The sequence below is a fragment of the Rurimicrobium arvi genome, from assembly GCF_039540495.1.
Taxonomy (GTDB): Bacteria; Bacteroidota; Bacteroidia; order Chitinophagales; family Chitinophagaceae; genus Rurimicrobium; species Rurimicrobium arvi.
Genome location: NZ_BAABEZ010000004.1, coordinates 325904 through 341194 on the forward strand (window position 1 = coordinate 325904; position 15291 = coordinate 341194).

The 15291-nt window shown below is 48.3% G+C and carries 15 protein-coding genes; 11 read left to right on the top strand and 4 right to left on the bottom strand.

From position 1 onward, the window contains the following. The first annotated feature begins 39 nt into the window (after nt 1-39). Together bshC and ABD846_RS04230 are read left to right on the top strand one after the other, a co-directional pair. On the top strand, nt 40-1644 hold the full coding sequence (bshC, locus tag ABD846_RS04225) for a bacillithiol biosynthesis cysteine-adding enzyme BshC (RefSeq protein WP_344822986.1): 1605 nt from the start codon (nt 40-42) through the stop codon (nt 1642-1644). Further along, nucleotides 1613-2296, top strand: coding sequence for a hypothetical protein (locus ABD846_RS04230; RefSeq protein WP_344822988.1), 684 nt, complete (start codon nt 1613-1615; stop codon nt 2294-2296). The genes bshC and ABD846_RS04230 overlap by 32 nt, the downstream gene beginning before the upstream one ends. Here the strand turns inward: ABD846_RS04230 and ABD846_RS04235 are convergent. Continuing rightward, nucleotides 2293-3393 carry a glycosyltransferase gene (locus ABD846_RS04235; RefSeq protein ID WP_344822990.1) on the bottom strand — a complete coding sequence of 367 codons (1101 nt, stop codon included), beginning with the start codon at nt 3391-3393 and terminating at the stop codon, nt 2293-2295. The genes ABD846_RS04230 and ABD846_RS04235 overlap by 4 nt on opposite strands. A gap of 194 nt (nt 3394-3587) precedes the next feature. Between ABD846_RS04235 and ABD846_RS04240 the strand changes: the two genes are divergently transcribed. Beyond that, nucleotides 3588-3830, top strand: a complete 243-nt coding sequence (locus ABD846_RS04240; protein ID WP_344822992.1) for a hypothetical protein — start codon at nt 3588-3590, stop codon at nt 3828-3830. Here ABD846_RS04240 and ABD846_RS04245 read toward each other — a convergent pair. Then, the gene (locus ABD846_RS04245; protein WP_344822994.1) at nt 3827-5023 is read right to left on the bottom strand and encodes a glycosyltransferase family 4 protein; all 1197 of its coding nucleotides are present in this window, start codon (nt 5021-5023) and stop codon (nt 3827-3829) included. The two genes, ABD846_RS04240 and ABD846_RS04245, sit on opposite strands and share 4 nt — an antisense overlap. 2 nt (nt 5024-5025) lie before the next feature. Next, nucleotides 5026-6171 carry an acyloxyacyl hydrolase gene (locus ABD846_RS04250; protein WP_344822996.1) on the bottom strand — a complete coding sequence of 382 codons (1146 nt, stop codon included), beginning with the start codon at nt 6169-6171 and terminating at the stop codon, nt 5026-5028. Nucleotides 6172-6250: 79 nt separating this feature from the next. Here ABD846_RS04250 and ABD846_RS04255 point away from each other — a divergent pair, with 79 nt between their 5' ends. The 4 genes from ABD846_RS04255 to ABD846_RS04270 all read left to right on the top strand — a co-directional run bounded on the left by ABD846_RS04255 (nt 6251) and on the right by ABD846_RS04270 (nt 9447). Next, the gene (locus tag ABD846_RS04255) at nt 6251-6751 is read left to right on the top strand and encodes a dihydrofolate reductase (protein ID WP_344822998.1); all 501 of its coding nucleotides are present in this window, start codon (nt 6251-6253) and stop codon (nt 6749-6751) included. Then, entirely contained in the window at nt 6748-7233 is a 486-nt protein-coding gene (locus tag ABD846_RS04260; protein ID WP_344823000.1) for a hypothetical protein, read from the top strand. The genes ABD846_RS04255 and ABD846_RS04260 overlap by 4 nt, the downstream gene beginning before the upstream one ends. A gap of 121 nt (nt 7234-7354) precedes the next feature. Then, the gene (locus ABD846_RS04265) at nt 7355-8668 is read left to right on the top strand and encodes a hemolysin family protein (RefSeq protein ID WP_344823002.1); all 1314 of its coding nucleotides are present in this window, start codon (nt 7355-7357) and stop codon (nt 8666-8668) included. A gap of 29 nt (nt 8669-8697) precedes the next feature. Continuing rightward, nucleotides 8698-9447 carry an MlaE family ABC transporter permease gene (locus ABD846_RS04270; protein ID WP_344823004.1) on the top strand — a complete coding sequence of 250 codons (750 nt, stop codon included), beginning with the start codon at nt 8698-8700 and terminating at the stop codon, nt 9445-9447. Nucleotides 9448-9466: 19 nt separating this feature from the next. Here the strand turns inward: ABD846_RS04270 and ABD846_RS04275 are convergent, their stop codons facing one another. Beyond that, the gene (locus ABD846_RS04275; protein WP_344823006.1) at nt 9467-10042 is read right to left on the bottom strand and encodes a hypothetical protein; all 576 of its coding nucleotides are present in this window, start codon (nt 10040-10042) and stop codon (nt 9467-9469) included. Nucleotides 10043-10131: 89 nt separating this feature from the next. On the opposite strand from ABD846_RS04275, the gene ABD846_RS04280 reads away from it, so the two are divergent. The 4 genes from ABD846_RS04280 to ABD846_RS04295 all read left to right on the top strand — a co-directional run bounded on the left by ABD846_RS04280 (nt 10132) and on the right by ABD846_RS04295 (nt 15240). Then, nucleotides 10132-11397, top strand: coding sequence for a replication-associated recombination protein A (locus tag ABD846_RS04280; protein ID WP_344823008.1), 1266 nt, complete (start codon nt 10132-10134; stop codon nt 11395-11397). 66 nt (nt 11398-11463) lie between these two features. After that, entirely contained in the window at nt 11464-13254 is a 1791-nt protein-coding gene (locus tag ABD846_RS04285) for an ABC transporter ATP-binding protein (RefSeq protein WP_344823010.1), read from the top strand. Nucleotides 13255-13349: 95 nt separating this feature from the next. After that, the gene (locus ABD846_RS04290; RefSeq protein ID WP_344823012.1) at nt 13350-14102 is read left to right on the top strand and encodes a hypothetical protein; all 753 of its coding nucleotides are present in this window, start codon (nt 13350-13352) and stop codon (nt 14100-14102) included. Nucleotides 14103-14202: 100 nt separating this feature from the next. Beyond that, a complete protein-coding gene (locus tag ABD846_RS04295; RefSeq protein WP_344823014.1) occupies nt 14203-15240 on the top strand; it encodes a PorP/SprF family type IX secretion system membrane protein in 1038 nt (345 codons plus the stop codon). The last annotated feature ends 51 nt before the right edge of the window (nt 15241-15291 follow it).

Genomic DNA, 15291 nt, shown 5'->3' on the forward strand with positions numbered 1-15291 from the left:
ACGTCATACCCCTACCTTTGTTCTCTTAAAAGCAATCAATTGGCGATCAAAAGCTACTACGTACCGTACACTGAAACGCACTCTTTTTCGGGTCTCGTAAACGACTATATCAACCGGGAAGAAACACTCAGAGACTTTTACCGTTTTAGCCCCGATGCCAGCGGAGTGGAGGCGGCCATCCTCGAACGGCCACATTACCCCGTAGACCGGCAAACACTGGTGCAGGTATTGGAGGATCAGTACAGACAATTACCTATCCTCGATACCGTTTCGGCAAATATCCGTTCTCTTGCTGATGAAACCACTTTTACCGTTTGTACCGCGCATCAGCCCAACCTGCTTGGCGGGTACCTTTATTTTTTTTATAAGATACTGTACGCGGTGCGTATAGCTGAAGAACTGAATGGCAAACACCCCGGAAAGCATTTCGTGCCGGTGTATTATATGGGCAGCGAAGACAATGACCTGGATGAACTGGGTCGCTTCCTGTACAATGGAAATCAATACATATGGGATGCCGCGGGTCAGACAGGTGCGGTGGGGCGTATGGCCACAGAAAGTCTGGCAACATTGCTTAATGAGTTTTTTCATCGTATAGGCCCTCCCGGATGGAATAAGGAAACGTTGCAGGAACTACTGACCGAAGCGTATCTCGGACATAAAACAATAGGTGAAGCGACCCGCTATTGGGTGCACCGGTTGTTTGGTCCTTACGGACTGGTGGTGCTGGATCCGGACGATGCAAGGTTAAAAGCGCGCTTCGTTTCCGTAATGAAAGACGATCTGTTGGGACATACCGCCGCATCGATTGTTGCCGATACTAACAGAAAGCTGGAGCAGCATTACAAAGCGCAGGCATTCGTCAGGCCCGTAAACCTGTTTTACCTCAGGGACAATATACGGGAGCGCATCGAACACGCTGATGGCCGTTACCATGTTTTGAACACCGGTATCAGCTTTACGGAAGCGGAAATACTCGAAGAGCTTTCGTCGTTTCCCGACCGCTTCAGTCCTAATGTGATCCTGCGCGGTATGTATCAGGAATCTATTCTGCCCGATGTATGTTTTGTGGGAGGCGGATCTGAAGTGGCCTACTGGCTTCAGCTCATGCCGTTGTTTGAACATTACCGTGTTTTCTTTCCACAGGTGATGCTGCGCCAGTCTGTACAGCTGATTCAGCCGGAAGCGGCAAGGCTGTTGGAAAAGCTGGATCTGCAGCCGACAGATATTTTTGAAGATCCCGTATCAAGAATGAAAGAATGGGTTCGCAGGCAATACCATACCGACGAATTGTTGCAGCCGGAACGTGAAACCATGCGGCAATTATTGCAGTCGCTTACGGGAAAGGCCGTGCAGGCTGATACTACACTCGAAAAGGCGGTTGCGGCATCGGGCGCAAAGATCCGGAAGCAATTGGACCGGATCGATAAGAAAATCACCAGTGCATATCTGAAAAAAGAAGAGGTAACACGGGAGCGATTGTTACGCTTGCGCGAATGGACGCACCCTGGCGGCGGATTACAGGAAAGAACCGAAAATTTTTCTACGTACTTTCTCATGCAGGGATTTAGTATTTTTGAAGAGATAAAAAATGCAATAAAGCCATTTGCCAATGAGTTCCTCATCGTCGTCCCGGATTTGTAGAAGTTTGCTGCTGGTAACCGGCCTGCTGCTTTTTTCTTTAAACAGTTCATTTGCCCAGGCGCTGGGCGGGCTCAATCCCACCCGTAAAAGTCCGGCCGGACCTACATTATATGCCGGGATAAAGATCGGTGCTAATTTCTCATACCTGAGCGGAACGGATTGGTCGAACGGAGTTAGATCCAACCTGTTGGGCGGTTTGTTTGGCGGTGTGCGCGGCGCGGGATTCGGCGTGCAGGGTGAAGCACTTTTCGAACAGTCGGTGTACACCACGGGCGATGGATTTTACAACGCATTTAAAAGCGATTATGCAAACGCGGCAGACTCGCTGAAGCAGGGTCGTTTCCGCGTGAACAAACTGGTATTGCCCATATTACTCCAGTTCCGTGTTGCCCATCTGGTATGGATACAGCCTGGTGTCCAGTTTTACGGAATAGTGAGTGTAAATGATGTAAACGGTGTGGTGAACGATGCTAAAAAGCTGTTCCGGTCCGGAAGCGTAGCCGGCGTAATGGGAGCCACTGTCCGGTTGGGTAACGTGGATATGGGTGCCCGGCTTATTTTCGATGTTCAGGACCTCAGCGCAAACAGTGCGATCAGCAATAACTGGAAGCAGTATATGATTCAGGCACATATCGGCCTGTCGCTTTTTTAGCGTTCCATTACACGCAGCCAGTCTGCCAACACCTGTTTATGTATGTCAAAAGCATCTCCGAAAGCACCCTGGCGGAACGGAAATAGTCCCGCATTCACAATGGAGGTGTCAATATCAAATTTAGTCTGCCTCGCTTTCATAAAGAGTCCGCGTTCGTGCATCCGCTTTGCCAGATATTCTTGTTCGGTTTGTCCCGGTGTGGGAATCAGTATCCCTTTTTTACGCAAGGCAATAAGGTCCATGATCGAAGAATAGCCGCTGCGGCAGATCACAAAAGCAGCTTTTGCAATTTCCTTACTGAGCTCCGATCCCGAAAGACGCTGCACGAAAGTAATATGGTCGGGAACCAAGTCGGGGATTTCGGCCTGCTCGCTTCCCGCTACAAACATACAGTGATGATCGCAGGTGACAGCTTTCTTCCATAGCTGTTCGGAGAGGATGCTTCTCTGTGGTTCTGCTCCGGAAAGCAGTATCAGGATATCATCTGTTTCCTGTGATGGATTTGCCGTTGCGAATTGCGACAGGAGACCGATATAGCGTACATTCATGGATGGCAGCACGGAAGGGTGCCCGAGCTTACCGCTGAGATTGTTTTTTTTATCTGCAACGTCCACCACCCAGCACTCCCTGAATTTTTCCAGGTATCGGTAATGCGCCTTAAGGAGAAGCATGTCGAAAGGATTTCCCGAGCCGGATAATACCTGTAACTGATGAGTAAGTATCACGCAGGGGATCTCCGGATGAAACAGCCCGTAACGGTTGTCGGATATCACAGCATCCACGCGCTTTTCTTTCACGATATGGGAAAGCCACGCACGTTCCCGGCGGACGGATCTTTGGATAGACGGTATCTGACCGATTATCTTAAGAAGAAAAGTTCTGCGGTTTCTGGAGTAGGTAACGTTATACCCTTCCAGATGCACGAATTCAATATTGTCAAAAATACTCTTTACAAAAGATTGTTGCGTATTGTTTCCCGCAAAAATCACCTCATGTCCTAAGCTCCTGATATGCCGGATCAGCGGGATACAACGGGTCACATGGCCCATTCCCCAGTCCAGCGGAGCTACAAGAATTCTGAGTTGTTTTTTGAGCAAGGTTTTGGTATTTTTACAATTGCAGGAGAAAATATGAACGCGTGTAAATTTATTAAGTTATTGATATTGGTGGTGTTGACAGCCGGAATTTCTTTCTCTCTTGCCTCCTGTAAAACAACCAAACGCAAAGGTTGTGGCTGCGGGGCGGACTTAAACAGAACATTTAAACCCAAACGATAAACACCTATATAAGCATGAGAAATCGTTACAAACGTCGCTGGCGCTATTTTGACGAAGGGTTGATTGCGATTAGTTCTGAAGCTGCATTATTTCTCAAAGAGTTTTACGGCAATCAGGTACAGGATGGCCGCCTGCCGGAACACTTCGAAATGATCGATCTGCAGCGCTACAAAAAAACTGCCGACGTTCGCAAGGTACGTGCAGCTATGTATGAAAAGACAAAAGAGCCTTTTGTGTTTTTCCCTTGTAAGAACTAACTGAGAAATCTGTGCAGGAATTCGAGGAAATGGCGGTCCTGTATCTCTTTGTTGAATATTCCTTTCGCAGCATCCCGGCAATTCTGTCTCAGTTGACTGTATTCCGCATCGTTCAGAGCAAGCATCTCTTTCAATCTGGCATATAAGCCGTCGAAATCTCCCGGATCACAGGTATATCCCAATTTGTGGGCCCGGACGATGTTAGCTGATTCGCCCTGACCCATATATATCAGTGGGAGCCCGTTTGCCACAGCATTGAATATTTTTGAAGGTACTGCACCTTCTATACCCGTTATAAGTGGCACCAGCATAATATGGTACCGGCTCAGCACTTCCGGAACTTCGTGTGCGGGAATGCTGCCATGATAGAAAATATCCGTTCTGTGGGCGGCTTCCTGCCGGATGATCCCCTGCTCCACGCCATCTCCGTAAATATGTAATTCTGTGCCTGCACCACCGAAATCGATCTGCCGGATAATGGTGCCCAAACCCTGAGCAATTCCCAGTAAACCGGCATAAACGATTTTTCTTTTTCCTGCAGGACGTGTTTCATCCGCATAAGCGCTGGTTCGCTGCAGATTCCTGTAAATGAAGATATCTGCTGAAGGCCGGATCTGCTGAATATGGCGCGCGATCTCTTCAGATTGCGCTGAAAATCCGCAAGCCTTTGCATACATGTTTTTTTCCAGTTTGCGCAAATAGTTCAACAACCCCCCTTCTCTTATAAATCCCAGTTCCTGTGCAGATGCCGGCCATATGTCGCTTACATTCAGCAATATCCGTACTCCGTTGCGTGCAGCAACACTGCAACCGACCGTACCAAGTATAAAGGGCGGACTGCTCACGATCAGTAAATCCGGCTGCTGCGACCGCAGCAATGCAGGAAGGTGCAATTTCAGGGACAACGCAAAGCTGCCGATACTGAACGCCCTTTTTATCTTAGACGAACTGTTGGTGGGATATAACCATATCCTGCAAACATTGATCCCGTCTATCTGTTCCTGCACTATTCTTTTCCCGCGGTAAGCCGGGAATATTTTACCCTGCGGGTAATTGGGCATAGCAGCGATCACATGTACGGTAAAGCCGTGCTGCTGCAGCAATTGCGCTAACAGATAAATGCGGCCTGGTCCCGCGCCCGTTTCAGGCGGGAACGAAGCGCACAGAATTGTTATCGTCTTTCCTTTGTACATAGCTAAAAGCTGACGCCCACACCCAGCTCTGCCAGTTCGGCGGTGGAGTAGTGTGTTTTCAATAAGGTGCTGATCCAGCACTCCTTCACGATCCCCGATTCGCTTTGAAGCAGATACCAGTTCATGCCGAGTTTCTCATAGAGCAACGGGCTGGGTAATATTGCCTGGTGAATGTACACACCAATCTGCATCATCAGCCCTACATGTCCGTAAAGAAATTCATGACCCGCGTACACTCCGGATTTCCATGCATATTGCTTTTCATCGCCCGGGTGTATGCCCTGCAGTCGCTGAAAATTATACAGCGATTCATGATAGGAATAATCAATGCCTGCAAATACTTTGTTTTTGCTCCAGTAACGCTTGCTGATATATAGCGCACTCAGGTAAACCGGCGTAGCGGTGCTGCCGATGCTTTCACCGGTGCTCATTGCAATACCCTGCCGGAATTGAAGCAGCCAGCGGTTGGAAAGGGCTGGTACTTTTTTCTCTCTTCTGGCAGGAGATGAGGTATTGGGGAAGTAGCGAACGCCGATATGCCCCGCAAGCAGGTTGATGCCCAGGTTTGGCAGCCGGAATTTGGCTGAGGACATATGTGTGAAGTTGATACCGGCCTGTACGTCCCAATGTTTATTCAGGTGGAGGCGCAGATCCGAAGCCAGCAGGCTGAAATTGTTGATATGCCCGCCTATAGCATTGTTGAGTGTATCGTAGTCCGGAGCGTAGCGCGTGTAATGCTTCGAGATATAGCCCAATCCCATGCCAAAGCGCATGCACCATTCCAGCCGGTTCCCCCGGATCAGCGGAAGCTCCAGGTTGGGGTAAAACCCTATACCCTGACCATAATACTGCCGGTCGTAGCTGGTGTAGGTAATGCCGATACCTACCGTCGGGAAATGCCTCCGGTATTGCCAGTCTTTATTGCCTCTTGTTTTCCATAAAAAATTCAGGTCCAGTCCGCCCGAAACAGGAGGAATAGGTCCCAGAAAACGTTTGGTATGTTTGAAAACGCGGCCCGCCATAGGGTTTGCCTCTATCCCAAAGCCTTCCTCTGCCTGTGCAAACGCGGTAAGGCTTCCGCAAAGCACGGCCAATAGTACATGCAGGTATAAGAGAGGTAAGCGGAAGACGTAAACCCGGGGATTCATATTCGTGCCAAACCTACAGTTTTATGTCAGAAAATGCAAAGTGTGTTGCCGTATCTTCGCAGCGCAATCTTTTGTTTCTATGATAATCACGATGGTGGTGGCCGCATCCGAGAATAATGTGATCGGTGTGCACAACGAGCTTCCCTGGCACCTGCCCGACGATCTTAAATTCTTCAAACAAAATACCCTGGGTAAGCCGGTAGTGATGGGCCGTAAAACATTTGAATCACTGGGCCGCCCTTTGCCCAAAAGGCTCAATATCGTATTGTCCCGTCAGCAACCGCAGCTTCCGGAAGGAGTATTGCATTTTACCGGTAGTTCCGAGGCACTTCAGTTTCTGGAAAGCCAGGGCGCAGAGGAAATATGTATTATCGGCGGAGGCATCGTTTTTTCCGAACTGCTGGAAATCGCCGATCAGGTATTCCTGACGCGCGTACACGCGCATCTGGAGCACGGGGAGGCATTTTTTCCGGCGCTGCCACCGGATAGCTGGCACAAAGTATGGGAAGAATATCATCCGAAAGACGAAAAGCATGTCTACGACTTTACATTTCAGCATTTTAAACGCAGCCGGTTGTGACCGGTTACGAATGGTGCCGGAGGCTGATACACCGGTTCCGTGCGAATAACCGCCACGGGACACACTCGCCGTTCGCATACGCATTTGTAGAGCAGGTACTCAATGGGAAAGACGTATCCTCCGATCATTTGATTTTCCCGGAGGGATGGATTCCCGATGCGCAGGAGCGTGCCATGGTTGCGAAACTTGTACAAGCATATGCCTGCGATCCCCGGATACGGCTTGCTTCTGAATATGAACCCGGCGGAGGGCGGATGCCGCTCATAGTCCTGCTGATGCCCGGCCGGCAATTCGTGCGTGCCGCCCCCGGGGATATTTTTATTGTACCCCGCATCATGCATCATGAAAGCGCCTTCAGTTATTGGAGGGCGCTCGTCAAAGACCCTTCTATTCTCCTGAGCATTGAGACGAATGTTATGGGATTGTTGTTTTTTCGGCCTGAATTCCTCAGAAAGCAGCATTTTCGGCTAAAACGAGGGTAAGCACGAAGGCAAATCGGTATATTTATTTTCGATACCATATCTTTGTTCGTCAAAATAAATTTCTTTGCATAAAACCGGTCCTGATGACCGCGCAGGGAAAAAAGGAAAACTCACGTGCAATATGATTGCAGACCTAATACTCACACTTGTTCTTGTATTACTGAATGGCTTTTTTGTCGCTGCCGAATTCGCGATTGTCAAAGTAAGAGCATCTCAGATAGATGTTGCGAAAGTCAGTAAGAATCTCTCACAGACGGCTAAACTGATTGTGTCCAACCTGGACGCCTATCTTGCTGCAACACAGCTTGGTATCACGCTTGCGAGCCTCGCCCTCGGATGGGTAGGTGAGGGCGTGATGACGGAAATGATCCGTGGTCTTTTTGATGCGCTGAACCTCCGGATCAGTGAGGAATCAGCGCATAAGGCGGCTGTTCCGGTTGCATTCTTCCTCATTACGATATTGCATATCATTTTCGGCGAACTTGCTCCCAAATCCCTGGCTATACGTTATCCTGCCGGTACCACATTCGCAGTTGCCTGGCCGCTGCGCGTGTTTTATTTTATATTCCGTCCGGTGATCTGGCTGATGAACAGCCTGGCTAATTTCCTGCTGCGTATCGTAGGTATCAAGCCTTTACACGGTAACGAAATACACTCTGAGGAAGAACTGAAAATGATCATTACCGAAAGTCATGAGGGTGGGGCTATCGAAGAAACAGAGCGCGAACTGATTCAGAATGTGTTTGATTTCGATGATCGCAGGGTATGGGATATTCATACAGCCAAAAAGAACATCACCTTTATTCCCGCTGAATATACGATCGGTCAGGCAATGGAATTTGCGATCCGGGAGGGCTATTCCCGCTATCCTGTATGCGGCACCGAGCTGAATGATGTGAAAGGCATTATTTATACGAAAGACCTGATGAAGGCTATTATGGAGTCCGACATCAACGAACATAAATCTATCCTGCCTCTTTGCCGCAAAGCATATTTTATTTCGGCCAGCAAGAAAATCAAAGACCTGCTGAAGGAATTCCAGAAAAAGCGCATACATCTCGCTATCGTTACCGATGAAGTGGGAGATGTAGCCGGTATCGTATCTATGGAGGATATCCTGGAAGAACTGGTAGGAGAAATTCAGGACGAATACGATAACGAAAAGCCGGTGGTGGAGCGCACCAATTATGGTACTTATATCGTAAGCGCACACCATTCACTCAGCGACATCAATAAGCTGCTGCCACAGCGATTCGAGGAAAACGAGAATTACGAAACGCTTGCCGGGCTTATCGCATATCACCATCCGGAAGAATTAAAAATGCTGGATAAGATAAGGCTGGAACAATACGATATCACAATATTGAATACCTATAACAATTCGGCGGAAAAAGTCGAATTATCTTTGGTTCCCGAAGAAGAGGACGAAGCATAAAAACTCTTCATTACCTTAAACCAGTAGTTATGATTCTAGGAAGATTTTTCGAACACACCGGTCGTATTGCACTGATGCTTAAAGGCGGGATCAGCCGCCCTGAGAATGGAAAGGTGTATTGGAAAGAATTCATGACGCAATGTAACGACATCGGTATCCGTTCGCTCCCTATTGTACTGGTGATTTCGGTGTTCCTGGGGATGGTACTTACATTACAGGTTTCGTATCAGCTGATCAGTCCCTGGGTGCCCAAATACATCATCGCGCAGCTCACCCGCGATACTGCAATACTGGAACTGTCCCCCACGCTGATCTGTATCGTGCTGGCGGGTGTTGTCGGAAGTAAGATCGCTTCGGAACTCGGCAATATGCGTGTGAGCGAGCAGATAGACGCGCTTGAAATTATGGGTATCAATACCAAGACATACCTGATACTGCCCAAAATCATAGCGGCTTTAATCATGGTTCCCTGCCTGGTAATCTTATCTATTGCTATTTGTATTTTCGGCGGATATATCGCGGGTATGACCAGCCATATACTCAGCGATCAGCAGTTCATCCAGGGTATCACTACCGGATTTGTGCCCTATAACCTGGTTGTGGCCATGTCCAAATCATTTGCATTTGCCTTTATCATTTCCACTATTCCTGCCTATTACGGTTACTACGTAAAGGGCGGAGCACTCGAGATCGGAAAGGCATCCACTACTGCAGTGGTTGTGAGTTGTATTATGATCCTGCTCGCCGACTATGCTGTTTCTGCGGTACTGCTCAGTTAGCAGGTCGTGTGTAATGCAGCTATTGAATGTAGCTGCTCAGCGAATCGATTGATTTAATACCATTGAAGGTTTTCAGCAGTCGCTTCGTTTTGCCGTCGTAAATGTTGATCTGCGGCAGCTCCACGTAATTAAAGATTTTGTCCAGCACACGCGCACTGTCCACAGTGACAGTTACGGTTTTGGTATGAGAACTGAAATGCGTGTTCGCATTGAAATAGGAAAGATTGGATACCTGAATGGGAGCGGCTATCAGCAGTAATTTGCTTTCTTTGAATAAAGAATCGTTTTTCAGCAACAACCTCGTCTGCTCTTCACAATGGTCGCAGACCGGGTTAAATACCATCAGGAACAGGTTGCCGCTTTTGCCGATCACTTTTTGAGTGATGTTATCCTGGTATTGATCGAAAATTTCGAATTTGGGCAAAGGAGCTCCTTTTTGCTTGTAATCGAATTTCACTTTCGGATCATCCGCAGCGGGGCGTATAACCGCCGTTCCGGGAATTGAAAATCCTTCAGGAGCAGTTGCGCCCGCCTGTGCATAAGCGTTGCTCACAAAACCGGAACAAGCGAGTATAATAAGTAACTTGCGTAACATGGCTGATAAGGCTTGAATTATTTTATATAACTCCTACGAAAATACAGCCGTACCCTCAATAAACCTGTTATTTATTAACTAATAAAATTATGACGAAGCAGATTCCGCTTGCCGAGCGTATGCGACCACATTCGCTGCAGCATTTTGTCGGACAGAAACATCTGGTGGGCGCAGGACGTGTGCTTTCCCAGATGGTGGAGCAGAAGCGGGCTCACTCTATTATATTCTGGGGCCCTCCCGGTGTGGGTAAGACGACATTGGCACAGATCATAGCGTCTGCGCTTGAAATGAATTTCTATACGCTCAGCGCCATCGACAGTGGCGTAAAAGAGGTGCGTGCAGTGATTGAGAGGGCGAGGCTCGAAGGGCACGCAGTATTGTTTATCGACGAAATACACCGTTTCAATAAGGCGCAGCAGGACAGTCTGCTGGGTGCAGTGGAGAAGGGAATCATCACCCTGATCGGGGCAACCACCGAAAACCCTTCATTTGAAGTGATCAGCGCCTTACTGAGCCGCTGCCAGGTATATGTGCTGCAACCGCTGGAAGTGGATGAACTCAAGGAAATAGTGCTGCAGGCATTGCAAGGGGATATATTGCTGAGTAAGCTCAATATTGAAGTAGCCGAATGGGAGGCCTTGCTGAGACTCTCCGGCGGAGATGCGCGCAAGCTGCTGAATTTACTGGAACTCGTGACCGATGCCTTGCCCGATGGCGTCAATCGTATCACCAATGAATTTGTACAGGAGACCGTGCAGCAGAAAATGGCTTTGTACGATAAGTCGGGCGAACAGCATTATGACATTATTTCCGCGTTTATCAAATCCATGAGAGGCAGCGATCCCAATGCTGCTTTATATTGGCTCGCGCGTATGATAGAAGGAGGCGAAGATCCGAAGTTCATTGCCCGCCGTATGGTGATCTTTGCCTCGGAAGATGTCGGTAATGCTAACCCGAATGCATTGCTGCTCGCTACTTCCGCTTTTCAGGCAACGGAGCTGATCGGTTATCCGGAATGCCGTATCATACTCGCACAGGCCGCAAGCTATCTTGCATCTTCTGTTAAAAGCAATGCATCCTATATGGCCATCGGAAAGGCTCAGTCGATTGTGAAGCAAACCGGAGATCTGCCGGTTCCGCTACACCTGAGAAATGCACCTACCAGGTTGATGAAGCAGATGAATTATGGTAAGGAATACCAATATCCGCACGATTTTCCCGGCAACTTCGCCGCCCAGGAGTATATGCCTGATGCACTTACCGGGAAAAAACTCTACGATCCGGGAGACAGTCAGGCAGAGATCCGCATGAAGGAATACCTGCGTCACTGCTGGAAAGACAAATACGATTATTAAAGCAAATCATAATTCCGGTATTGCCCGCTACACTATTGTCTGTCGGGATAACATTTATTCCGACATTTGCGCACGAATCCAATGAGTCAGCCCGTAACTAAAAAGCCGTTTTCATTCAAGACCTTAGCCCGTATTTTTTCTTATACGCGCAATTACCGGCGTACCATGAGTCTTGTGGTGGTATTGAGTATCGTGCTTGCACTCGTGTCTCCGCTCCGGCCATACCTGATACAGCAGTCTGTGGATGTCTATATCGGGCATCAATGGCTGAAAGGATTGTTGTACATCAGTCTGGTACAATTAGGGGTGCTCATACTGGAGACTGTACTGCGTTTCATTTTTTCGTACCGCATCAGCTGGATGGGCCAGAATGTAGTGAGCGACATACGCAGAGTGGTGTTCGGTAAGATTCTGTACCAGGATATCGCGTACTTCGATCGTACAGCGGTGGGAACACTCACTACCCGAAGCATTAACGACATTGAGGCAGTAAACGATGTGTTCTCTGAAGGTATTATCTCCATTGTAGCGGATGTGCTTACCATTATAGCGGTAATTACGGCAATGATGGTGACCGATTGGCGGCTGGGACTGGTGTGCCTCACTACATTGCCTGCCATTATCCTGGCAACATGGTGGTTCAAGGAAGCGGTAAATAAATCATTCCAGCGTGTACGTAATGCAGTAGCGGCGCTCAATGCCTTCGCCCAGGAGCATATAGCCGGTATGTATATTGTACAGGCGTTTGCCGCGGAAAAAAGAGAAGCTGCAAAATTCAATGCGATCAATAAAGAACACCGGGACGCAAACATCAAATCGATCTTTGCTTATTCCGTTTTCTTCCCGATCGTCGAGATCATTCTCGCAGTCTCTATGGGATTGCTTGTCTGGTGGGGTGCGAAGAGAATGTTGTCTTACGATGTAACTGCCGGGGTGATCATCGCATTCGTGATGTACCTGAATCTGCTGTTCCGACCCTTACGTATGATGGCGGATAAATTTAACGTGCTGCAGATGGGCATGATCGCTGCCGAACGCATTTTTGCTGTATTGGACAGTGAGGAGACAATCCGGAATACCGGTACGTTAGATCCGGAGCACATCAGCGGAGCCATCGACTTCGACGAGGTGTTCTTCTCTTACAAGAAAGATGTGCCGGTACTCAAAGGCGTTAGTTTTCATATTCCGGCAGGCACCACCACGGCTATCGTGGGGCATACAGGCGCCGGGAAGACGAGCATTATCAGTATTCTTAACCGTTTATACGAAATTGAATCCGGCTCTATACGCATTGATGGCCACGACATCCGTGATTTCGACATTTATGCATTGCGTCGCAGGATCGGTGTGGTACTGCAGGATGTATTCCTGTTTTCAGGATCGGTGTACGAGAATATCTCCATGCGCGACGAAAGTATCAGTCTCGCACAGGTACAGGATGTTTGCCGCCTGCTGGGTATCCACGACTTCATTATGCGGCTGCCCGGCGACTACCACTTTAACGTAAGGGAACGCGGCAATACGCTGTCTCAGGGGCAACGCCAGCTCCTTTCTTTTGCCAGGGCGCTGCTGTTCGATCCTGCCATACTCATTCTCGACGAAGCTACTTCGTCCATCGACAGTGAAAGTGAGCGGCTCGTGCAGCATGCGATCAATATGCTGGTAAAAGGGCGCACTTCCATTGTCATTGCGCACCGGCTTTCCACTATCCGCAATGCTGCGCAGATACTGGTGATGGACAAGGGTAAAGTAATCGAAAGGGGAACACACACAGAGTTGATGCAAACGGATGGTGCTTACCATAAGCTGTACACAGCTGTCGAGCGCAGTGCGCGGGAGCTCTCCGCATCTTCTTAAAGATATACTCCGGGAATACGATAAAGTACGTATTGTCCGCTTTTTCAGACGGTGATAAGTTTGCATCAGTTTTCACCCTCAAAAAAAAGTCGACAATGAACAAAAGTATTTTTACACTTGCATTTATCGGTGTATGTGCGCTCGCATCCTGTAAGAAAGATGATGCAAAGACAACCACGCCCACACCTACTCCCACACCTTCCAGCGCTGCAGCCACTCCTTCTTATGGTACCGGCGACGGTGCTGTTGTGGCGCTGATCACCCGCACTACAGTTTCCAATCCTGTGCTGGGAGAATATGATCAGGATCTCGGAACAGGCGTGGCGGTTTTCGGAAACCTCAGCACTGGAACTTATGTGGACGCGGGGGCTGTAACGCTGAATGGCAAGAGTCTGACAAAACAGACAAACAACGCATACGTATACACACCCGGGGTGACGGATATCACCGGTATCGATTTCAGCAGCAGCATCAACTGGAACGTAACCACCCCCTCATTTACTTATGACGCAATGTCCTCCGGTCGCGGTATGCCTGAAGCGGGCGGATTTACGACTGCTTACTCGTCTATCGACGGATCAGCGGCGTTCACACTGGCCATAAAAAGCGTGTACAATGCAGACTCTGTGTATTTCCAGATCAATGGTCCAAGCAAATCAATTCTTAAACGTATGGGCGGAACAGCAGTATCGGTAACCTTCACTGCTGACGAAATGAAGTCGCTCGGTAAATCTCAGGGTTGCAGCGTTACGGTAGCACCCTGGAACCACCAGGAAAAAACACTCGGTGGTAAAATGATCCACGTGATCAATGAACTGGCGCTCAGCCGGGTGCTGGAAATCAAATAATCAGTCCTTTTTACCAGAAAAGCCGGTCTTGTACCGGCTTTTTTATTTTTATCATAATTCATTCATTTTTTTAGTATTTTAGTATCCGTTCTTCGCGGATATGAAGCGTTTACTGTCACCATATTTCTTGTCATTGATGTTTGTGTTCGGCAATATTTGTCCGGGCTTTGCACAATCCATGCATTTCTCACAATACTACAATGCTCCCCTGCTTTTAAATCCGGCAAATACCGCGCTTACAGCCACTTCTGATTTCCGGCTGGGAGTAAATCACCGGATGCAGTGGCTGGCGTATCCAGCGCCTTATACCACCACTTCGGCTTACGGCGACTTTCAGTTGATGCGTAATCAGAATGAAACGAACTGGATGGGATTGGGCTTTGCCTTTTTCAATGATAATGTAGGTGATGGTCAGCTGAACCTTTTCCGCTCGGAAATCTTTCTGGCATATCATATTCAGATCGGCTCTTACAATATGATCTCATTTGGGGCTTCAGGAAGTTACAATTCCCGTAGTGTCAATTTCAGCAAGTTTACTTATCCGCTTCAATGGGACGGCTATATATTCGACAAGACCTCTTCCAACGGAGAGAACAAGGGCCTCGAAAAATCAGCGTATACTGCTGTTACCGGGGGCATTAACTACGCTTTTTTCCCCAATGAGGCATTGTATATGAAAGTAGGACTATCCACGGCGAATCTGAATAAGCCCGTGGAGACCTTCTTTTCCGGTTCTCAGAACAAGCTTGATTTCCGCCACACAATCAATGCGGAGATTCAGATGAAGACATCTGAAAATATTATTATCAACCCGTCTGCATATTACAGCATACAAAGCGGAGCGAGGGAAATCCTGTTCGGTTCGCTGGTGATTTTCAATATGGCGAAGGATTTTGAGCAGTTGACCGCGAATCAGTTGTTATTCGGTGCCTTCAGCAGATGGGGCGATGCCGTGATCGGGGTGGCCGGTTACCAGTACAACGGCATGAAATTCACAGCCAGCTACGACTTTACTTTGTCCAGCCTGCCGGCAAATGCGTCAAAGTCAACAGGAGCCCTGGAAGTATCATTTGTATATGAAGGTCTTTACGGGGAGACATCGAAAGGCCGTAATATCTACCATTGCCCGCGTTTCTAAGCTTATAGTATTATGTAAAAAGATAAAGCCGGTCGTTCCGTGGAGCGACCG

Excerpts from the sequence above, each read along its gene's own strand:
- ABD846_RS04230 (WP_344822988.1), top strand. The coding sequence starts at position 1,613 with ATGAGTTCCTCATCGTCGTCCCGGATTTGTAGAAGTTTGCTGCTGGTA.
- ABD846_RS04240 (WP_344822992.1), top strand. The coding sequence starts at position 3,588 with ATGAGAAATCGTTACAAACGTCGCTGGCGCTATTTTGACGAAGGGTTG.
- ABD846_RS04245 (WP_344822994.1), bottom strand. The coding sequence starts at position 5,023 with ATGTACAAAGGAAAGACGATAACAATTCTGTGCGCTTCGTTCCCGCCT.
- ABD846_RS04250 (WP_344822996.1), bottom strand. The coding sequence starts at position 6,171 with ATGAATCCCCGGGTTTACGTCTTCCGCTTACCTCTCTTATACCTGCAT.
- ABD846_RS04255 (WP_344822998.1), top strand. The coding sequence starts at position 6,251 with ATGATAATCACGATGGTGGTGGCCGCATCCGAGAATAATGTGATCGGT.
- ABD846_RS04265 (WP_344823002.1), top strand. The coding sequence starts at position 7,355 with ATGATTGCAGACCTAATACTCACACTTGTTCTTGTATTACTGAATGGC.
- ABD846_RS04270 (WP_344823004.1), top strand. The coding sequence starts at position 8,698 with ATGATTCTAGGAAGATTTTTCGAACACACCGGTCGTATTGCACTGATG.
- ABD846_RS04275 (WP_344823006.1), bottom strand. The coding sequence starts at position 10,042 with ATGTTACGCAAGTTACTTATTATACTCGCTTGTTCCGGTTTTGTGAGC.
- ABD846_RS04280 (WP_344823008.1), top strand. The coding sequence starts at position 10,132 with ATGACGAAGCAGATTCCGCTTGCCGAGCGTATGCGACCACATTCGCTG.
- ABD846_RS04290 (WP_344823012.1), top strand. The coding sequence starts at position 13,350 with ATGAACAAAAGTATTTTTACACTTGCATTTATCGGTGTATGTGCGCTC.
- ABD846_RS04295 (WP_344823014.1), top strand. The coding sequence starts at position 14,203 with ATGAAGCGTTTACTGTCACCATATTTCTTGTCATTGATGTTTGTGTTC.